This window comes from Halococcus sp. IIIV-5B (assembly GCF_003602035.1).
Taxonomy (GTDB): Archaea; Halobacteriota; Halobacteria; order Halobacteriales; family Halococcaceae; genus Halococcus; species Halococcus salsus.
The window spans coordinates 44,755-62,885 of the sequence record NZ_QZWE01000019.1; the positions used below are offsets into that span (position 1 = coordinate 44,755).

19 protein-coding genes and 1 pseudogene are annotated in these 18,131 nt (G+C 68.0%); 11 read left to right on the forward strand and 9 right to left on the reverse strand.

What is annotated here, in order from left to right; translation table 11 throughout:
- Positions 1–54: 54 nt before the first annotated feature.
- Together D3261_RS13155 and D3261_RS13160 are read left to right on the forward strand one after the other, a co-directional pair.
- Complete coding sequence (locus D3261_RS13155) at positions 55–1,704, forward strand: long-chain fatty acid--CoA ligase (RefSeq protein ID WP_120073090.1); 1,650 nt, start codon at positions 55–57, stop codon at positions 1,702–1,704.
- 73 nt (positions 1,705–1,777) lie between these two features.
- Positions 1,778–2,929, forward strand: a complete 1,152-nt coding sequence (locus D3261_RS13160; protein ID WP_120073092.1) for an acyl-CoA dehydrogenase family protein — start codon at positions 1,778–1,780, stop codon at positions 2,927–2,929.
- A gap of 18 nt (positions 2,930–2,947) precedes the next feature.
- Here D3261_RS13160 and eis read toward each other — a convergent pair whose 3' ends face one another.
- Together eis and D3261_RS13170 are read right to left on the reverse strand one after the other, a co-directional pair.
- On the reverse strand, positions 2,948–4,138 hold the full coding sequence (gene eis, locus D3261_RS13165) for an enhanced intracellular survival protein Eis (protein ID WP_120073094.1): 1,191 nt from the start codon (positions 4,136–4,138) through the stop codon (positions 2,948–2,950).
- Positions 4,139–4,177: 39 nt separating this feature from the next.
- A complete protein-coding gene (locus D3261_RS13170) occupies positions 4,178–4,993 on the reverse strand; it encodes an undecaprenyl-diphosphate phosphatase (protein ID WP_120073096.1) in 816 nt (271 codons plus the stop codon).
- 120 nt (positions 4,994–5,113) lie between these two features.
- Here D3261_RS13170 and D3261_RS13175 point away from each other — a divergent pair, with 120 nt between their 5' ends.
- Genes D3261_RS13175 through D3261_RS13185 form a run of 3 tightly spaced genes read left to right on the forward strand, consistent with a single transcriptional unit; the run spans position 5,114 to position 9,285 of the window.
- Positions 5,114–6,667 (forward strand): O-antigen ligase, encoded by a 1,554-nt coding sequence (locus D3261_RS13175; protein ID WP_120073098.1) that lies wholly within the window; start codon positions 5,114–5,116, stop codon positions 6,665–6,667.
- A 57-nt stretch (positions 6,668–6,724) separates the two neighbouring features.
- Positions 6,725–7,900 (forward strand): beta-ketoacyl synthase N-terminal-like domain-containing protein, encoded by a 1,176-nt coding sequence (locus D3261_RS13180; protein WP_120073100.1) that lies wholly within the window; start codon positions 6,725–6,727, stop codon positions 7,898–7,900.
- The gene (locus D3261_RS13185) at positions 7,900–9,285 is read left to right on the forward strand and encodes a zinc ribbon domain-containing protein (RefSeq protein WP_120073102.1); all 1,386 of its coding nucleotides are present in this window, start codon (positions 7,900–7,902) and stop codon (positions 9,283–9,285) included. The genes D3261_RS13180 and D3261_RS13185 overlap by 1 nt, the downstream gene beginning before the upstream one ends.
- A 43-nt stretch (positions 9,286–9,328) precedes the next feature.
- Here D3261_RS13185 and D3261_RS13190 read toward each other — a convergent pair whose 3' ends face one another.
- Positions 9,329–9,538 carry a hypothetical protein gene (locus D3261_RS13190; RefSeq protein WP_120073103.1) on the reverse strand — a complete coding sequence of 70 codons (210 nt, stop codon included), beginning with the start codon at positions 9,536–9,538 and terminating at the stop codon, positions 9,329–9,331.
- Between the two features lie 82 nt (positions 9,539–9,620).
- On the opposite strand from D3261_RS13190, the gene D3261_RS13195 reads away from it, so the two are divergent.
- Both D3261_RS13195 and D3261_RS13200 read left to right on the forward strand, forming a co-directional pair.
- Positions 9,621–9,995: a cupin domain-containing protein gene (locus D3261_RS13195; RefSeq protein ID WP_120073105.1), complete on the forward strand. Its 375-nt coding sequence runs from the start codon at positions 9,621–9,623 to the stop codon at positions 9,993–9,995.
- Complete coding sequence (locus D3261_RS13200; RefSeq protein ID WP_120073107.1) at positions 9,988–10,611, forward strand: hypothetical protein; 624 nt, start codon at positions 9,988–9,990, stop codon at positions 10,609–10,611. Before D3261_RS13195 ends, D3261_RS13200 begins: the two co-directional genes overlap by 8 nt.
- A gap of 33 nt (positions 10,612–10,644) precedes the next feature.
- Here the strand turns inward: D3261_RS13200 and D3261_RS13205 are convergent, their stop codons facing one another.
- From D3261_RS13205 to D3261_RS13215, 3 genes are all read right to left on the reverse strand, one after another.
- Positions 10,645–12,372: a carbon starvation protein A gene (locus tag D3261_RS13205; RefSeq protein ID WP_120073109.1), complete on the reverse strand. Its 1,728-nt coding sequence runs from the start codon at positions 12,370–12,372 to the stop codon at positions 10,645–10,647.
- Positions 12,373–12,476: 104 nt separating this feature from the next.
- On the reverse strand, positions 12,477–13,439 hold the full coding sequence (locus D3261_RS13210) for a TRC40/GET3/ArsA family transport-energizing ATPase (protein ID WP_120073111.1): 963 nt from the start codon (positions 13,437–13,439) through the stop codon (positions 12,477–12,479).
- 1 nt (position 13,440) lies between these two features.
- Positions 13,441–13,734 (reverse strand): hypothetical protein, encoded by a 294-nt coding sequence (locus tag D3261_RS13215; protein ID WP_120073113.1) that lies wholly within the window; start codon positions 13,732–13,734, stop codon positions 13,441–13,443.
- Between the two features lie 191 nt (positions 13,735–13,925).
- Between D3261_RS13215 and D3261_RS13220 the strand changes: the two are divergent.
- Positions 13,926–14,299: pseudogene (locus tag D3261_RS13220) on the forward strand (DUF2267 domain-containing protein).
- An 18-nt stretch (positions 14,300–14,317) separates the two neighbouring features.
- Here the strand turns inward: D3261_RS13220 and D3261_RS13225 are convergent.
- Complete coding sequence (locus D3261_RS13225) at positions 14,318–14,536, reverse strand: hypothetical protein (RefSeq protein WP_120073115.1); 219 nt, start codon at positions 14,534–14,536, stop codon at positions 14,318–14,320.
- 94 nt (positions 14,537–14,630) lie between these two features.
- On the opposite strand from D3261_RS13225, the gene D3261_RS13230 reads away from it, so the two are divergent.
- From D3261_RS13230 to D3261_RS13240, 3 genes are all read left to right on the forward strand, one after another.
- Entirely contained in the window at positions 14,631–15,380 is a 750-nt protein-coding gene (locus D3261_RS13230; RefSeq protein ID WP_120073117.1) for a PHP domain-containing protein, read from the forward strand.
- 79 nt (positions 15,381–15,459) lie between these two features.
- Positions 15,460–15,774, forward strand: coding sequence for a DUF433 domain-containing protein (locus D3261_RS13235; RefSeq protein WP_120073118.1), 315 nt, complete (start codon positions 15,460–15,462; stop codon positions 15,772–15,774).
- 2 nt (positions 15,775–15,776) lie between these two features.
- Positions 15,777–16,100 carry a DUF5615 family PIN-like protein gene (locus D3261_RS13240; protein WP_120073120.1) on the forward strand — a complete coding sequence of 108 codons (324 nt, stop codon included), beginning with the start codon at positions 15,777–15,779 and terminating at the stop codon, positions 16,098–16,100.
- A 68-nt stretch (positions 16,101–16,168) separates the two neighbouring features.
- On the opposite strand, the gene D3261_RS13245 is transcribed toward D3261_RS13240, so the two are convergent.
- Positions 16,169–17,446, reverse strand: coding sequence for a ribonuclease R family protein (locus D3261_RS13245; RefSeq protein ID WP_120073122.1), 1,278 nt, complete (start codon positions 17,444–17,446; stop codon positions 16,169–16,171).
- A 369-nt stretch (positions 17,447–17,815) separates the two neighbouring features.
- On the reverse strand, positions 17,816–18,118 hold the full coding sequence (locus D3261_RS13250) for a hypothetical protein (RefSeq protein ID WP_120073124.1): 303 nt from the start codon (positions 18,116–18,118) through the stop codon (positions 17,816–17,818).
- Positions 18,119–18,131: the final 13 nt, after the last annotated feature.

Below are 18,131 nucleotides of genomic sequence, written 5' to 3' on the forward strand. Positions count from 1 at the left end.
TCGCACGGCTATCTGTGGCGAAGAATCATTAGCAAGGAGTGCCTCTACGAGGGTATGCCCGGAGGCACCGACCAGACCATCCGGCCGTTCCGCTGGCGCGCGGAGCGGTTGTACCCCGACACCGAGATCGTCTCGCGAACCCACGACGGTATCGAGCGCTACGACTACGCGAAGTATGGAAGACGAGTCGCGCGACTGGCGCACGCCCTCGACGACGCCGGTATCGCCGACGATGCCAGGGTAGGAACGTTCTGCTGGAATCATCATCGGCACTTCGAGGCCTACTTCGCGGTGCCGGACTCGGGCCGCCAGCTCCACACCATCAATCCATTACTACCCGACGAACACATCCAGTACATCGTCGAGAACGCGGGTGACGAACTCCTGTTCGTCGACCCCTCGCTGGTCGAGAAGCTCGACGCCGCCTTCGACCCCGACTCGTTCGACTCGGTGACGCGGTTCGTCGTGATGGGCGAGGACGTCCCCGAGACGGACCTCGACCCGGTGGTGGATTACGAGTCGTTCATCGAGGGCGGGAGCGACGAGTACGACTGGCCGACGCTCTCGGAGGACCGCCGGGCCGGGATGTGTTACACCTCGGGGACCACGGGGCGGCCGAAGGGCGTCGAGTACACCCAGCAGATGCTCTGGTCGCACGCGATGTCGACCATCAGCCCGCAGGGGCTCGCGGTCGACGACGCGGACGTGGTGATGCCGGTGGTGCCGATGTTCCACGTCAACGCCTGGGGGATGCCCTTCTCGACCACCGCCGCCGGCGCGAAGCACGTCTATCCGGGCCCGTCACCCACGCCCGAAGACCTCGCCCACCTCATCGAGTCGGAGGGCGTGACCCTCACCGCGGGCGTTCCGACGGTCTGGTTGGGGTTGCTCGAATACATGAACGACCACGAGGTCGACCTCTCCTCGCTCGAGGAGATCGTCATCGGCGGGAGCGCCGCGCCGAAGTCGGTGATCGAGCGCTTCGACGACCTCGGGGTCACGGTGCTCCACGCGTGGGGCATGACCGAGATGAGCCCCATCGGGTCGGCGGCGCGGCTCAAGACCGGTATGGAGTCGTGGGAGGCCGACCGCCGATACGAGAAACGCGCCACCCAGGGGCTGATGATGCCCGGCCTGGAGTTCAAAGTCGTCGACGATGCGGGTGAGGAGGTGCCGTGGAACGGTGAGGACTTCGGCGAACTCCTGGTCCGCGGGCCGTGGGTCACCACCGAGTACTTCGAGCGCCCGGAGGCCAACGAGGAGGACTTCGAACATGGATGGCTCAAGACCGGTGACGTCGTGAGCGTCGACGCGGACGGCTACATCAAGATCGTCGACCGCGCGAAGGACGTCATCAAGTCCGGCGGCGAGTGGATATCGAGTGTCGAGCTCGAAAACGCGCTGATGGCCCACGACGAGGTCTCGGAGGCCGCGGTCGCCGGGGTTCCCCACGAGAAGTGGCAGGAGCGGCCCGTGGCGTTCGTGGTGCCCGCGGCCGGTGCCGACGAGGACCGACTCACCGAGGAACTCCTCGACAGCATCGCCGCCGACTACCCCAAGTGGTGGGTGCCCGACGAGGTGGTCTACATCGAGTCGGTTCCCAAAACGGCAACTGGCAAGTTCTCGAAGAAGGACCTCCGCGAGGAGTTCTCGGACGAGTCCCTGGTCGAGGGCCGTGCCCCCGAGGAGGCCGCCCCGGAGTAGTACACAATAAACGGTTCACAAACGACCCCCGGTTTACACGAACTATTTGGGGGCCGCGACCGAAACGTGTGCCATGGAGTTACTGGACGAATCCATCGTGCCGGAGGACGTCCGCGAGGTCAAGCGAGAAGCCCACGAGTTCTCCGAGGAGCACATCATGCCGAACGCCGAAGAGTACTACGCCAGCGGCGACTACCCCTGGGAGATCCTCGAAGCGGGCCAGGAGGCTGGCCTCGTGGCCCAAGACATCGGCGAGGAGTATGGAGGAAAAGGCTACGGGCTCCACGAGATGCTCGCCATCGCCGAGGAGTTCTATCGAGCCGACGCGGGCATCGCGCTCACCCTCCAGCTCGCGAGCTTCGGGGCCGAGATCGTCGAGGAGTACGGCAACGAGGAGCAGAAGGAGGAGTACATCGCACCCGTCGCGGCCTGCGACCAGATCACTGGTCTCGCGGTCTCGGAACCCCAGACCGGCTCGGACCTGGCGGGAATGACGACCTCGGCCGAGAAGGACGGCGACGAGTGGGTTCTCAACGGCGAGAAGTACTGGGTCGGCAACGCGGTCGAGGCCGACTGGCTCACCGTCTACGCCAAGAGCGGTGACGGCGACGATAGGTATGGCAACTACTCGATGTTCATCGTGCCCACGGACGCGCCGGGCTACGAGGCCGAACACATCCCCGAGAAGATGGCCTACCGCGCCTCGAAGCAGGGTCACATCGTCTTCGACGACTGCCGGATCCCCGAAGAAAACCTCGTCGGCGTCGAGGGCGCGGGCTTCTACATGCTCGCGGAGTTCTTCAACCAGGGCCGCGTCGTGGTCGGCGGCCACGGCCTCGGGATGGCGGCGGCGGCCATCGAGGAGGCCTGGGAGTTCGTCCACGGTCGGTCGGCGTTCGGGCGCGACATCAGCGAGTTTCAGGCGGTCCAGCACGACCTCGCGGAGATGCTGATGGAGTTCGAGCGGGCGCGGGCGCTCAACTGGCGCGCCGCCGACAAGGTCGCGAACCAGGACCAGACGGGCTACTGGGCTGCGCTCGCGAAGGCGACCTCCACCGAGGCCGCCGTCGAGTGCGCCGAGCGCGGGATGCAGCTCCACGGCGGCCGCTCCGTGCTGACCGAGAACCGCATCGCGCGGGTCTACCGCGACTGCCGCGTCCCGGTGATCTACGAGGGCGCGAACGCCGTCCAGCGCAACCTGATCTACCGCCAGCGGCCCACGTAACGCGGCTTCGGCTCCCCCTCAAAATCCTTCGCTGAGACACACCTCACGCGGTGGGAACAGTTCGTCGAGGAGTGCCTCTGTCGATTCGGATTCCACCGTGAGATCCCCGACGAGCGTCGCGCGCTCGACCGAGAAATGACCGACGAACAACTGTGAGAGGGTCGTGATGGAGACGTTCGCGTCCGCCGGCTCGTCCACGCGCGTGCAGGTCGCCTCGCCGGCCCGCACGTCGAGCGCGAACGTGTCGTCGTTCCAATCGGCGACCGGGTCGGCGACGGAGAGCACGAGACGACCCTCCACCTCGGGATAGTCGAGCGCGGCGAGGGCGGCCTCGACGTCCACGATCCGGACCATCCCGCCGGGCGTGAGTTCGTAGTCGAGGGCGCGCGGGTCGTCGACGAGGTCGAACAGGAGGGTGTCTGGTCGGCTCCGGATACGGACGCGTTCGACCTGTGAGTCGTGATAGGAGAGGAATCGGAGGAGGTCCAGGGAGGCCTCGTGGTCGAGCGCGTTGCACTCGCGGACCCGCATCGTCCGGCCGTCGTCGTTCTCGACCTCGTAGACGACGTAGCCCCGGAGCTCGCCCTCGCGCTCGACGCCGTAGACGTATGGGTCCTGCTCCCAGCCTTCGAAGACCCGGTTGCGCCACCACTCCTCGGTCCGGCGGATCCAGAGCGAGACGCCCTCGCCCGCCGCGTCGAGAACGGGATTCAGCCGCTCGAAGTCGTCGGGCCCGAGTTCGCGGAACCGGCCGCCGTCCGCGTCGGCGGCGAACGACAGGACCTCGGGGTCGCACTCGACGGTCGCGGTGGTCCCCGCCCGCGCCCAGCCGTACCGTCGGTAGAAGGCGTAGGCGAACGGCCAGAGCGCCGAGAGGTAGTACCCCTCGTCGCGGTACTCGACCAGCGACTCGCGGAGAAGGTCCGCGACCAATCCCCGATGGCGGTTCTCGGGCGGTGTCGCGACCCCCGAGAGCCCCGCGAGCGGGTGGTCGGCGTCGCGGACGGTGGCCGTGAACCAGTGGTGGACGGCGGTACAGAGCAGGTCGTCGCCGTCGAAGATCCCGCGACGGACGCCAAGCCGTGCCGGACCCGGAAGCTCCTCGACGGAGTCGTAGTGTTCGGGGGCCTCGTCGGGACGGAAGGCGTACTGGAGGATTCCACGAAACTCGTCGATCCGGTCGTCGGGGACCGCTCGGTAGGTGGGCATGGGTCGATCGGCGACGCGGCCGGTGAAAGCTATCCCGAATCAGACGAGGAAGACGGTGCTCCCGAGGATGGCGAGCAGCCCGAGCACCACACAAACCAGCCAGAACGAGACCCGCTCGACGATCCGCATCAGCGCGCCGATGGTGAGGTAGCCGACGACCGCGCTGGTAACGAGCGCAACGAGCGCAGTCGTAGGGGCCAACGCGGGCAGCCCGTCGTCGACGACCCCGAGGAGTGCGCCGCCGAGCGCCGCGGGTATCGAGAGCACGAACGAGAGCCGGAACGACGAGGGACCGTCGTGGCCACGGAGGAGGAGCGCGCTGGTGGTCCCGCCCGACCGCGAGACGCCGGGCAGCACCGCGAACCCCTGGAAGAGCCCGACGAGCACGGCGTCGAGGAGGTCCGGGTCGGTTCGGGTGCCGCCCTCGTCGCGCGCGAGCCGTTGGAAGAGCCCGGTCGCGACGAGCAACACGCCGATGACCGCGATGAACACCCCGCCGCCGAGGCCGGTGACGAGTTCGCTCAGCGCGACGTAGGAGCCGATCGCGACGACGCCCGAGACGACCGTCGCGACCGCGAAGAAGGAGAGCTCCGCGGTGTCGTGGGCGAAAGGGTCGGTGGGTCGCCAGTCGGGGACGTCCCGGAGCACGTCGGCGATCACGCCGCGGTAGTAGAGGATCGCCGAGAGCGCGGTGCCGGCGTGGAGGAACAGCGAGAGCTGGACGGCGACCGTCGCCGGGAGGTTCTCGATCACCCGGAGGTAGATGGTGATGTTCCCCTCGCTCGATATCGGGAGCCACTCGAAGATCCCCTGGAGCACGCCGACGATGAACGCCACCACGACCGACAGGTCCATACGAACGCCGCACAGCGCCCGGATAAAACCGATCCGGTCGCCGCTCTTCCCGCACGCCGTTTCGTGGAAGAAATCGGCACAAGTATTATCATACGTACCGTACCGTATCGAAGTACTGCCGTGATCGAACTCACCAGGGATCGGTTCGACGGGGTCGACAACGCCCTCTCCGCACGCCCCTCCGCGTCCACCCCCTTCGTCCGGACCGCGGCGCTGCTGACGGGGCTGCTCGCCATCGGCGTCCCGGCAGTCGCCGCGGCGTTCGACCTCCCGACCGCCGCCGTCGTCGTCGGTGCGGGCCTGTGTTATCTCGTGGCCGTGGTGGCGACCGGCCGGGCGTTCGAGGGGTTCGCGAGCGCCGTCGTCGTCCTGGCGGTGTTCGACATCGGTGCGACGCTCGTGACGGGCCCGGGGATCGCCACCCTCGACCTCGTCGCCGTCGACCTCGTCGCGATACCGCTCGCGGTGTTCCTGGTTGCCGACGCGGTCGAGGACGGTGCCTCGGTCGGGTTGAACGCCGGGTGGCTCGCGGCCGCGTGTCTCGCCGGCTTCGTCTGCTGGACGGTCGCCGCGGGGGCCGTCGCGAACGGCGGCTCCGAGACGGCCGGGCTGATGTACGGGGTCGAACAGCTCCGCTATCTCGTCGTGTTCGGCGTCGCGGCGCTGGTGGCGCGCCGGACGGACGTCTGGTGTGTGGTGACGCCGTTCGTGGTCGCGGTCGCCGGGAACCTCGTCGTCTCGCTCGCCCAGGTCGTGAACGGCGGAATGCTCGGCTTTCCCTTCCTCGGCGAGCCACCCGACCGCTATCTCGGGGCGTTCGCGTTTGGCCCCTACGAGGTCGCCACCGGTTTCTACGCCGGCGGGTTCGTCGGCCACGGCCGCGAGCTGACGATGCTGTTGTTGATGGTCATCCCGTTGGCGGTCGCGGTCGCGGCCCGGCGGTCGTGGCCCGCGCTGCTCGCGGTCGGTGTCGGGATCGTGGGCGCGGTGCTCTCGATACGGGTCGCCGACACCGACGCGGGCTGGGCGACGCTCCTGCTGTTGGGCGCGTGTTTCGGGCTCTATCTCCTCGGAACGCTCGCGGTTCGGACGAAGCGGCGCTACTCGACGCTCGCCGCGCTGCCGGTCGTCGGCGCTCTCGTGGTGGGACTCCTCGCGCTCGCCCGCGTCGTCCAGTGGATCGTCACGTCGGCCGACGGTGGCGCGCAGGTGTTCCGCACGAGTTCGCTCGACATCCGACTGGAGGAGTACGCCGCGGCGATCCGGCTCGCCGGGCAGTATCCCTGGTTCGGGATCGGTGGCGGGAACTTCTACATTCGCTCGGAGCGCTACATCGGGGAGGCGGACATCGGGGTCCACAACACCGTCCTCGCGAACCTCGCCGCGACCGGCTACGTCGGGTTCGGGCTCTACGTGCTCGCCGTGGTGGCGGTGCTCTGGGTCGCGCTCCGGCTCGCCGTGGCGAACGGCGGGGCCGACCGCCTGCTGTGGGCCGCGGTGCTGGCCGCGACATGCGCCTTCTGCGCCTACTCATCGTGGATGTCCTCGTACAGCTGGGTCGTCGGCAACACCGGGTTCTGGCTGCTCGCGGGGGCGACGGTCGGTGCGACGGCGGGCGGCTACGGGACCACGAAGCGGGAGATAAGTCAGCCCTCCGGACAGCTCGGTTCCTGACGGTCCGTCGTACCCGGTCGAACGTGTTGTTTTACCGGCGGCCCCCATTGATGGGATATGCGCGACGCCTACGTCATCGGCGCGGGCCAGTCCCCCTACGGGTCGTTTCCGACCGAGACCTACCGCTCGCTGTTCGCGACCGCCTTCGACCGCGCGCTCGACAGCGTTTCGGGTTCGTTCGACCCGGACCGCATCGACGAAGCGTTCTTGGGCACCCTCGGCGTCGGCGGTCGGCAGATCGGGCTCAGCGGCCCCGCCGTCACCGAACACGTCGGACTGCACTCGGTCCCCACGACCCGGGTCGAGAACGCCTGCGCCGCGGGCGGCTACGCGTTCCGGTCGGCGGTCACGGCGGTCGAGTCCGGTCGGGTCGACGTCGCGCTCGCGGGCGGCTACGAGGTGATGACCGACACCAGCGCCGACGGCACGCGGTGGTGGCTCGGGGTCTCCGGGGACACCGAATACGAGCGGCTCTCAGGCACGACCTTCGCGGGCGTCTACGCCCAGATGGCGAGCGCGTATCTCGATAGCTACGACGCGACCGGCGAGGACCTCTCACGGGTGGCCGTGAAGAACCACGCCAACGGCGCGGAGAACCCCGACGCCCACCTCGGCTTCGCCTGCTCGATGGACGACGCGACGACCGCGCCGACGGTGGCCGAGCCGTTGAATCGGTACCACTGCTGTCCGATCTCCGACGGCGCGAGCGCCGTGCTGGTCGTCGCCCCCGAGGTCGCGGCGGAGTTCGAGTCGGTGCGGGTCGCGGGTCTCGGCGCGGCGAGCGGTCGGGTCGGGCTGTTCGAGCGCGACACCCTCACCTCGGTCCCCGCGAGCGTCGCCGCCGGCGAGCGCGCCTACGACGAGGCCGGCGTGGAGCCCGCGGACCTCGACGTCGCCGAGGTCCACGACTGTTTCGCGATCGCTGAACTCCTCGCCTACGAGGACCTCGGTTTCTGCGAACGCGGCGGCGCACCGCGACTGCTTCGAGCGGGCGAGACCGACCCCGACGGCCGACTGCCGGTCAACACCTCGGGTGGCCTGAAATCCAAGGGCCACCCGATCGGCGCGACCGGCGGCGGCCAGGTCGTCGAACTGTTCGAGCAGCTCCGAGGGACCGCGCACGTGCAAGTCGAGGAGCCGGAAGTGGGGCTCGCGCACAACGTCGGCGGCAGCGGCGGCGGCGCGACGGTGACGATCCTCGAACAGGTCGACGAGACCGGGGGTGAGGCCTGATGCGCGGTATCGACGCGGCGGGAGTGTATCTGCCGCACTACCGACTCGAGCGCGACGAGATCGAGGGAGCGTGGGGCCGGAGTCCGCACGCGAGCCTCGCCGTCCCGGCGGCCGACGAGGACGCGCTGACGATGGGGGTCGCGGCGGCCGAATCGCTGTTCGAAGGTCGGGATATCGAGCGTGATTCGGTCGACCTCGTTTGTTTCGCGAGCACGACGCCGCCGGTCGAGGAGGGGATGTGCGCCCCGCGGCTCGGGCGCGCGCTGGACCTGAAGCGAGGGGTCGAGACCGCCGAGCACACCCAGTCGACCCTCGCGGGGGCGGAGGCGCTCGCTCACGCGCTGGACGCGGACGGGTCGGCGCTGGTCGTGGTCGCCGACTGCCCGGCGGGCGATCCGTCGGATGGCTGGGGCGCGGGTGCGGCGGCTTTTCTGGTGACCGACGACGCCGCCGTCGGCGTGTCGGATCGGACGTGGCACGCCGACGAGTATCCCGGCGTTCGCTTTCGCGAACGCGGGGCCACCGCGGTCGACTCGCTCGACATCACGACCGACGAGCGGGCCGTCGTCAGGGAGAGCATCGCGAACGCGGTGGCGGGACTCGACGCGGACGGGTTCGACATCGCTGCACTCCACCAGCCAGACGGACGGATGCCGGGGCGGGTCGTCCGTGGCCTCCCCGGCGCACCCGAAACCGAGGTCGGGACCGTCGTGAACCACGTTGGGGACGCCGGTGCGGCTACCCTCCCCATCGGGCTGGCTCGCGCGCTCGCACACGCCAGGTCGGATGACAGCACGCTCGCGGGCTTCTTCGGAGGCGGCGGTGCGGGGGCCGCGTTCGCCTTCGAGGGATCGGTACCTGTCTCGGGGCTCGACGACGGCGACTTCCCGACGGGGGAGTCGATATCGTACGCGAGCGCGCTCAGGAAACGCGGCGTGGTCACGGACGAGGCGGTCGCGGGCGGCGGGGCGCAGGTCAGCCTGCCGTCGTGGCGGCGGAGCCTCGACCAGCGCTACCGGCTCCGTGCCGGTCGCTGTCCTGACTGTTCGACCCTCGTCTTCCCGCCCGAAGGAGCGTGTGCCGACTGCGGATCGAGGGAGGCGTTCGAGCCGGTCGACCTCCCGCGGACGGGTACTGTGGAGGCGAAGACGGTGGTCGGACAGGGCGGTGCGCCGCCGGAGTTCGCCCCGCTCCAGCGCCGTGGCGGCCCCTACGGGGTCGCTATCGTCGGGTTCGAGGCCGACGGCCACGCGGCGCTCCCCGCCCAGCTCACCGACTGCGACCCGGAGTCGGTGGCGGTCGGTGACGAGGTTCGAGCCGTGATCCGACGGATCTACGTCCAGGAAGGGGTCGTCCGCTACGGTGCGAAGTTCGTACCGAGATGAGGGCCGCGGGGAGTCGAGAGCCGACCCCGGTGCGGGGAGCGGTCTACCGACCGTAGGTGAGTCGGCGACCGAAGTCGGTCAGCCACTCCGAGAGCCGCCCGAGCGCGATGACGTGGCTCGACACCGCCCGCGCCTCGCGGTCGTCGACCTCGATGTGGCCGCCCTCGTACGGGTCGGCGCTCACACCCGTCGCGTCGACGACGGTGCTCGTCGCACACCGGCCGCAGGACTCGACGTCGTCGGAACTACCCATGCCCGATCGATGGTGTTCGATTCACCTATAGCTTTGCCCGCGGCGCGACAACGGCTTTACTCGTGGCCGTCTTCCGGGTGATGTGAGCTACCACGTCATCGATCCAGCGGACCTCGACCCGACTCCGGACCGCGACGCCGACCGCCGAGCGGTAGGGGAAGCGGCTGGCCTCGAGAACGTAGCGCTGAACGTCTACACGGCCGAACCGGGCGAGACGGTGCCCCTGAAGTACCACTACCACGACGAGCAGGAGGAGGCGTTCGTGGTGCTCGACGGGACCCTCCACGTCGAGACGCCCGAGCGCGAGTACACCGCCACGACGGGCGAGGTGTTCGTCGCCGAACCCGAGAGCCCACACCGGGCGTTCGTGCCCGCGGACGCCGACGCGGGCGTTCGGGTAATCGCGGTCGGCGCGCCCGCGGTCGACGACGCCCACGCCTACGAGGCCGATGGCTGAGGGTCGTTCCGAAGCGACGCCCGACGAAGCCCGATCGACGGCCAATCCGGACGAGACGCGGCCGACGTGGGACGACGCGTATCTCGACGAGGTGGCGAGCCGTCTCGAAACCTCCTACGACCTCGAAGCCGACTACCCCGTCGAGGGGACGAGGTGGGCGCTCTACGGCGAGCTCGTTCTCAAACGCGAGAAGTACTTCCTCCACCCGACGCTCTCGTACGGCCAGCACGACTCCGACGAACACCTCCTCGTTCGGCGGGCGGGGACGGTCGATCCGGAAACCCTCGGTTCGCTTGTCGAACTCGGTCACCGACTCGCCGACGAGTGGGTCGTGCCCGACGAGCGCCACTACAGCACCGAGTTCACCTTCGTGCTCGTCGCCCCCGATATCCCCGACGCGGTCGCCGAGTTCGTCGACGGGTTCCGGGACCGAACCCTGCTCAAGTACGGCTACTTCGGCCACTACGAGGTGAACCTCGTGGTGGTCGCGCCCGAAACGGAGACCCTCGTCGCGAGCGAGCAGGCCGACGTCGCCACGGCGTTCCGGACGTGGGGCGACCCCCCGGCGAGGGAACGGGGGCCGTTCGGTCGGCTCGCGGATGCGATCTTCGAGTGAATCGGGCCGCGAAAAGCCGATTTCGACCGTCGGCTACTCGTCCGTGCCGCCGTCGGTGGCGGTCGCCGTCCCCCCGCGCGTGCTCCGGATGTTGCCGATACCGAGTCTGAGGAGCGCGAGCGCCAGGAACATGAGGGCCGTCCCGATCACGATCTGGAGGACCAACGACCACGCCGCGGTCTCGGCGTTGCCGAGGATCAACCCCTGATAGAGGTTCTGGTAGTACTCGAGGTAGACCAGCGCGCAGACGGTGATGACCGACATCACCGCCATCGGCACGCCGGTACTGATGAGCTGTTTGCTCTCGTCCCAGTTCGCGAGCCAGACCGTGGCGGTGAGGAGCGCGAGCGCGGCGAGGAGCTGGTTCGCGCTGCCGAAGAGCTGCCAGAGCGGCGTCCAGGTGCCCGAGGCGATCAGGACGTAGGCGACGACGCATTGGAAGAGGCTGTTGGCGTAGCGGTTCGAGGCGACCTCCTCGGCGGTGTTGTCGGGCGTGCCGACGATCTCCTCGAACATATATCGACCCAGTCGGAGCGCGGTGTCGGTCGAGGTGAGCAGGAAACTCACCATCACGAGCGCCATGAACGGCGCGCCGAAGGAGGTCGGGATGCCGAGGCTAGAGAGGAAGATCCCGCCGCCGGTGGCGAACTTCGGGAGCGCGAGGCCGACCCCGCCGGTGGCGTCGCCCGCGGTGACGCCGACGACGGCGACCGCCGAGAGCGCGACGATGGCGAGCAGGCCCTCGCCGAGCATGCCCCCGTAGCCGATCAGCCGGGCGTCGGTCTCCTTGTTGAGCTGTTTCGACGTGGTGCCCGAGGAGACCAGCGAGTGGAAGCCGCTGATCGTTCCGCACGCGATGGTGACGAACAGCATCGGGAACAGCGGGCTGGCCGCGCCGAGGGCGCTGTTGCCGCCGAAGCTCGTGAAGGCCGGGATGTTGGTCACGAGCGCCTGGTCCGCGGTGCCGAACACCGTGCCGACGATGATGGCGATCAGTGCGCCGCCGACCCCCGCGTACAGCAGGAACGACGAGAGGTAGTCACGGGGCTGGAGCAGCGTCCAGACCGGGAGGACGCTCGCGATGAAGGCGTAGACCAGCACGATCGGAACCCACTGGCCCTGTGAGAGCTGGATCGGGTACTCGATCCCGACGAAGACGCTTGCGAAGACGAGGATCACGAAGACGACGGTACCGGGGATGAAGGGGAGGTCGAGCTGGTAGAGGTAAACCCCGAAGACCAGCGCGAGCGTGATGTAGAGCAGGCTCGCGGTCGCCGCGCTCGGGTATTCCTGAAAGACCAACGCCACGACGAACGCGAACACCGCGACCACGAGGATGATGGTGAGGAAGGCGAACCAGAGCAGGAGGTTCTTGCCCTCGTCGCCGATGTACTCGCCGATGATCGAGCCGATCGAGCGGCCCTCGTGCCGGAGACTGCCGCTGAGGGAGACGAAGTCGTGGACCGCCCCCATCAGCGGGTTGCCGATCGCGATCCAGAGCACGGCTGGAAGCCACCCCCACAGCAGCCCCGCCGTGATCGGGCCCACGATCGGCGCACCGCCCGCGATACTCGAGTAGTGGTGGCCGAGGAGCACCGGCTTCTTCGCCGGGACGTACTCCTGGCCGTCCTCGTACTTGTGGGCCGGCGTCTCGGCGTCCGCATCGAGCCCGACGAACGACGCGAGGTAGCGCGAGTAGCCGAGGTAGCCGACGCTGAACAGGACGAGGATACCGACTACCAGCCAGATGAGTGCGACCATAGGACATGATCTACTATCGAAGTGGGAACATAACGGTTTCCCTCGATCCTCGCTTTCCGCGGGACAGCGGCCATTTCTGCCGGCGGATCGAGGAACGGAGCGTCTCAGGGCGACGGGGTACGAACCGCGAGTTCGGCCGCGACCGCGTCGAGCACGTCGGGGGTTATCTCGCCGCTGCGGGCGGCGATCCGGGCGACGACGGGCACCGAGAACGTGGTCTCGACCTCTTCGACCCGCTCGCGCTCGCGCGCACACCGTTCGCGGAGGTAGCGCGCGCCGGTGCCGTCCTCTTCGGGGTCCGGTTCGGGGGTGAGCTTGTTCACGACGAGGCCCGCGACCGCGAGCTCGTGGGCCTCGAGGTGCTCGACGGCCCGTCGGGTCTCGGCCACCGAGAGCTCGTCGGGGTTGCAGACGAGGTAGAAGACGGCGTCCTCGCGGAGGGTACGGCCCGCGAACGCGAACCGCTCCTTTCGCTCGCGGAGGCGTGCGATGATCGGGTCGGTCGTCGCGTCGACGCGGGGTTCGGTGTCGCCGATGGCGGCCATCTCGTACCGGTCGAGGCTCTGTTGGCGCTTCTCGACGAGCCGGTCGACCCAGTCGCCGAGGAACTCCGGGAGCGAGAGCAGGCGAAGCGTGCCGCCGGTGGGGGCGGTGTCGAAGACCACCCGGTCGAACGGCTCGCTCTCCTCGCGCATGACGTGGATCAGGCGGTCGAACAGCGCCGCCTCGTAGGCCCCCGGCGTGTTGTGGGCCATCTCGATCTGGCGGTCGATCTCGTTGACCACCACCTGGGAGACCTGTTCGGCCATCTGCTCGCGGATCCCCTGGAGGTGGGCCTCGACCTCGGCGTCGGGGTCGATCTCCATCGCCGAGAGGCCGTCGTAGCCCGTGACCTGAGTGGGAGTATCGCCGAACGATTGGCCGAAGACGTCGCTCGTGCTGTGGGCGGGGTCGGTCGAGACCAGGAGGGTCTCGTCGCCGGCGTTCGCCGACCGGACCCCGAAGGCGGCCGAGACGGTGGTCTTGCCGACGCCGCCCTTGCCGCCGAAGAAGGTGAACCTCGCCATCTCAGAAGTGGAAATCCCCCTTCCAGTCGAGCACGCTCTCGCGGTCCCACATTCGGCGTTCCCACGCCTCGAAGTCCTCGGCGAGGTAGGGCAGGAGTTCGGCGGTGTAGTACGACACCGGGCTCGGGATGCCGAAGGCGTCGGCGAAACACGCGAAGAAGAAGGCGTCCTCGCTGTCCATCGCCTCGTTCTCGATCCGTTCGAACGCGGGGTGTTCGATCATCCCGTGGTAGAGACCGTGGAGTACCTCCGTGGCCGCCTCGCGAAACCGTGCGAACTGCTCGTAGACTGTCATGGTGGGGGTCGGCCGTCGTGACGGCTCGTTCGACGCGAGATAACACCCGGAGCCGAATAACGTTCCGGTCGGCCACGTCGGATGGGTCGTCGATCGACGGTCGAGGCGTGAGGAGGCCGTCCCCGGAAACGGTTCGCCGCCCTGAGGGTGCAGGCACGATGCGGAAGGAGCACGCGGGAGGAGATGGGGACATGGACGACGAGCAGTTCTTCAGCGATGTCGAATCGCGTGCCGACCTCGATTCGCGCGAGGAGGCGGTCGCGGCGGCCGAGGCGACCCTCGGCGTGCTCGGCGAACGCCTCGGGAGCGGGACGGACGCGCTCGCCGACGAACTACCCGCGAACCTCGCGAGGGCGACGAGGCCGCCGGGTTCTCGCCCGACGAGTTCGTCGACTGGGTGCGGGAGGCCGAACGCGAACAGGGGGCGAGCCTCGACGTCTCCAGCGCCCGCCTCCACGTGCAGGCGGTCTTCGAGAGCCTCGAACGGGCGGTCGGCGGCGAGGCCTGGAACGAGGTCCGCTCGGGGCTCCCCGACGAGTACGAGCGGCTGTTCAAGGCGGGCTGAGACGGAACGGCGGAGAACTCAGTTGCTGCTCGAACTGGAGTCGGTCACCGAGTCGGCGACGTCGCCGAGGTCCGTGTCGCTGCCGTCGTCGCCGTCGCCCTTGTTCCCGGAGAGGAACCGGCGCTTGACGAACCGAAGCCCGAGGAGGGTTCCGGCACCGGCGACTACCGCGCCCGGAATTCCGTAGCGTTTGTACCCCTTCTTCGCGGCTTTCATGACGACCGAGCTACCAAGCATGGTCGGGAGAAACGGCGGACACCGTAAGAGCGCTTTGCCTGCACGCACCGGGTAGAGAACAACGATTAACTGGCGGGGTGTCGAAGGGGGTGCAATGGACGGGACCACGGTCACCATCGACCCCCACGTCCACTCCGAGGGGTCCTACGACGGCCGCGAACCGGTCGAACTGCTCCTCGAACACGCCGCCGACATCGGGCTCGACGGAGTCGTGGTCACCGACCACGACGCGATCGAGGAATCCCGTCGCGCGGCCGAGCTCGCGCCCGAGTACGGGTTGTTGGGTATCCCCGGCGTCGAGGTCTCGACCGCCCACGGCCACCTACTAGCCATCGGAGTCGAGACCCGCCCGCAGCGCGGGCAGCCGCTCGAAACCACCGTCGAGCGGGTCCGCGACCTGGGTGGGGTGGCCATCGTCCCCCACCCCTTCCAGCGGAGCCGACACGGCGTCAAGAAGCGAAACCTCACCGACTGCGACGCGATCGAGGCCTACAATTCGATGGTCTTCACCGGGTATCGGAACCGCCGCGCGAAGACGTTCGCCGACGTCGAGCGCTACCCCGTCGTCGGCGGGAGCGACGCCCACTTCCTCCCGAACCTCGGGCGGGCGCACACCGACATCCGCATCGATCTGGACGAGGCGTCACTCGATGCGGGTTCCATCGACGGCGGGGACGTCGTCGACGCCATCCGGGAGGGCCACACCGAGATCCGGGGCAAACGAACCCCCATCCACCGGAGCGCGCGCCAGTACGCGAAGGGCGCAGTGCGGAAGGCGACTTATCTCACCACGTCACACATGCCGTTCTTCCCGACGCTACCGACCTCGATGCGGGATATGTGAGGGGTCGCTGCCGACGAACGTACGTGCGGGACCGTGCGACCCACACGAAGTTTTTATCGGAGAAAACCAGAGTACCACCATGGCCGAGATCGTCTCGACGCCGGAGGTGCTCGGCGGGAAACCCAGGATCGAGGGGCGGCGGATCGGGGTTCACCAGGTCGTCTCGTTGGTGGTCGATGGTGACCTCACGCCCGAGGAGATGGCCGTCCGGTACGACCTCGAACTCGGTGATATTCACCGTGCAATCGCCTACTACTACGACCATCCCGAGGAGATTCGAACCGTGCAGAAGCGTCGTCGGGAAGCGATCGAGAACGCGAACCCGACGCGCCCCGAAGACCTCGGTATCGAACCACGAAGCGCTGCGGATGCGGGACCGAAACCGGACAACTGACGATGCGCATCGTCGCCGACGAGAACGTCTCGGATGCGATCGTCAACACGGTCCGCTCGGCAGGTCACGACGTCGAACTCGTCCGTGATGCCTACGGAATGGGGACCGACGACACCGAAATCGAACGTCGGGCGCGCACCGACGACCGGGCCGTGCTGACTCACGACGAGGACTTCGTCGGTCTGGACGCACCGCACGCTCCCATCCTGTTCATGCCGAACGACTCGCCAGCAGTGGTACGGACCGTCGGTGCGATCAATCGGCTGGAGGAGTATGGTGTCGACCTAACCGACGGCGAGTTCTTCCTTCCCGATGGATGGGCGTAACGCCGGGGAGCGAACGAGGAAGTCCGTTCGCGAGTCAGTTTACAAGAGGACACATCGTTGGGCCCTGATCAGTCCTCTTCGACGACTTCGATCCCCCGGTTGTTCACCGCGTCCGCATCCAGACCCACCTCTTCAAGGAACTGCTTGTACTCGCGTTCGCACTTCTCGGCGGCCTGCTGCTGGTCGGAGGCGTGGTCACAGAGCCCCAGCAGGTCCTCGGGGACGTCGTTCTCGTGGACGATCCAGTGGTTCACGAGGTCCGAAAGCCGCCGGATCGGGCTGGTGAAGTGGCCGTAGATGTCGAAGTTGAGTGCGTGGTGGCCCCCGAAGGGGTCGTTCATGTAGCGCGCGCGGGGCATGACCTTCATCACCGCGAACTGGATCTTTCCTAATTGGCGCTCGGGCGCGTCTTCGAGGGTCGCGTTGACGGCGATCCGGGGGTCCTCGCCCCACGCGTCGCCGGGGATCGAGACCCCATCGAGGTCCTGGATCTCTTGGAGGGCCTCGTCCCACTGCTCGGGCGAGGGCTGGGGGTGGACGCGGTACATCGCCTCGACACCCCGACTCCACATCAGCTCGTGCGTTACGGCCTTGTTGGCCTTCAGCATGCACTCCTCGATGATGGTGTGCGCGCGGTCGCGCCGGGGGTTGAGCACCAGCGAGCCGTCCGCCTTCCGCTGCTCGTGGAGCTGGTCCGCGAGTTCGAACACCAGCGAACTCTCCTCGTGGAGGTCGCTTTCGGGGTCGTCGAGGCGCTCCTCGGCCTCGGTGTAGGTCAGGCGCGCGTCGCTTCTGATGACGGATTTGTAGATGTCGATGGTCTCGTAGGAGAGGGTCTCGCGGTCGAGGTGCATCTCGACGGTGTGGGCGAGTCGGTCCTCGTCGGGCACCAGCGAACAGACGGTTTCGGCGAGTTCGGCCGGCAGCATGTGGATGGTGTGGTCGGGGAGGTACACCGTGTTGGCCCGCCGGACCGCCTCGGCCCACATCTCGCTCTCGGGGTCCACGTAATGAGTGACGTCGGCGATGTGAACCCAGAGCACGTACTCGTCGTCCCGCTTCTCGATGCTCAGCGCGTCGTCGAAGTCCCGCGCGTCCACCGGATCGGTGGTCCAGGTCGTGAGATCCCGCAGGTCCTCGCGGTGGTCGAGCTCCTCGGTGATGTCGGCCTCGGTGTCCCCGGTTCGTTCCTCGGCCTCGTCGAGCACGGCTTGCGGAAACTCGTCGTTGATCCCGAACTTCTCGCAGAGCTCCTCGCGCTTGTTCTCGATGTGTCGGGCGAGTTCCTCGTCGATCTCGACCGGGCCTTGGGCCTCGATGGTTCCGGCGGCGGCGTTGTCGCTCATAGCCCGGGTACGTGGAGGTCACAATTAGTCGTTCTGGAGGATGGTGGTGTGCGGATCAGCGAGACGCGCTTCTCGCGTGGGCATTCGTGGTACCGGAACGATCCGATAGCAAGTGGAGGTGTGGGAGTGGAACGGCGATGGCGAATCCCGATACAAACGAGAACCGCAACCGTACCGCGACCGCCACACGCCTCCCCAGCCGACTGCGCTCCTCGCTCACTCGCTCCGCTCGTTCGCTGCGGTGCTCATCCCTCGCACAGTGTTCGCGGCCGCGGGCTCACGTTCGTTCGCCCACGACCGCGAGCGCGCGCCGAGGGGAAAATCGAGAGAAGCGAAGCGGTTCGACGAGGGGGAATCGAGGGCCGAGGTTCAGCGTTCGCGCTCTTCGAGGGTGCCGTAGCGCTCCTCGACGAGCCGCCCGTAGCGGTCGACGAACGTCTCCTGGGACGGGATGCCGGTCTCGTGGAGTTCGGTCACGAGGGCTTCGAGTTCGTCGCGGGGCTGGTGGCAGAGGTCGCGATAGCACGCTTTGCAGAGGTGTTCGAACTCCTTGCCGTCCCGGTCCCACCGATCGCCGTGCTTGTCGTACTCGCGCGCCGCCGATCGCTGGACCGACTCGCCACAGGCGATGCAGGTGACGGTCGCTCCCCGTCCTCGCCGAGAACCCCACATAGAGACCTCTTAC

What these genes read in the sequence shown, in the direction of transcription:
- D3261_RS13155 (WP_120073090.1), top strand. Translation starts at nt 55, where the DNA reads ATGCCCGGAGGCACCGACCAGACCATCCGGCCGTTCCGCTGGCGCGCG.
- D3261_RS13160 (WP_120073092.1), top strand. Translation starts at nt 1,778, where the DNA reads ATGGAGTTACTGGACGAATCCATCGTGCCGGAGGACGTCCGCGAGGTC.
- eis (WP_120073094.1), bottom strand. Translation starts at nt 4,138, where the DNA reads ATGCCCACCTACCGAGCGGTCCCCGACGACCGGATCGACGAGTTTCGT.
- D3261_RS13170 (WP_120073096.1), bottom strand. Translation starts at nt 4,993, where the DNA reads ATGGACCTGTCGGTCGTGGTGGCGTTCATCGTCGGCGTGCTCCAGGGG.
- D3261_RS13180 (WP_120073100.1), top strand. Translation starts at nt 6,725, where the DNA reads ATGCGCGACGCCTACGTCATCGGCGCGGGCCAGTCCCCCTACGGGTCG.
- D3261_RS13185 (WP_120073102.1), top strand. Translation starts at nt 7,900, where the DNA reads ATGCGCGGTATCGACGCGGCGGGAGTGTATCTGCCGCACTACCGACTC.
- D3261_RS13190 (WP_120073103.1), bottom strand. Translation starts at nt 9,538, where the DNA reads ATGGGTAGTTCCGACGACGTCGAGTCCTGCGGCCGGTGTGCGACGAGC.
- D3261_RS13200 (WP_120073107.1), top strand. Translation starts at nt 9,988, where the DNA reads ATGGCTGAGGGTCGTTCCGAAGCGACGCCCGACGAAGCCCGATCGACG.
- D3261_RS13205 (WP_120073109.1), bottom strand. Translation starts at nt 12,372, where the DNA reads ATGGTCGCACTCATCTGGCTGGTAGTCGGTATCCTCGTCCTGTTCAGC.
- D3261_RS13210 (WP_120073111.1), bottom strand. Translation starts at nt 13,439, where the DNA reads ATGGCGAGGTTCACCTTCTTCGGCGGCAAGGGCGGCGTCGGCAAGACC.
- D3261_RS13215 (WP_120073113.1), bottom strand. Translation starts at nt 13,734, where the DNA reads ATGACAGTCTACGAGCAGTTCGCACGGTTTCGCGAGGCGGCCACGGAG.
- D3261_RS13225 (WP_120073115.1), bottom strand. Translation starts at nt 14,536, where the DNA reads ATGCTTGGTAGCTCGGTCGTCATGAAAGCCGCGAAGAAGGGGTACAAA.
- D3261_RS13230 (WP_120073117.1), top strand. Translation starts at nt 14,631, where the DNA reads ATGGACGGGACCACGGTCACCATCGACCCCCACGTCCACTCCGAGGGG.
- D3261_RS13235 (WP_120073118.1), top strand. Translation starts at nt 15,460, where the DNA reads ATGGCCGAGATCGTCTCGACGCCGGAGGTGCTCGGCGGGAAACCCAGG.
- D3261_RS13240 (WP_120073120.1), top strand. Translation starts at nt 15,777, where the DNA reads ATGCGCATCGTCGCCGACGAGAACGTCTCGGATGCGATCGTCAACACG.
- D3261_RS13245 (WP_120073122.1), bottom strand. Translation starts at nt 17,446, where the DNA reads ATGAGCGACAACGCCGCCGCCGGAACCATCGAGGCCCAAGGCCCGGTC.
- D3261_RS13250 (WP_120073124.1), bottom strand. Translation starts at nt 18,118, where the DNA reads ATGTGGGGTTCTCGGCGAGGACGGGGAGCGACCGTCACCTGCATCGCC.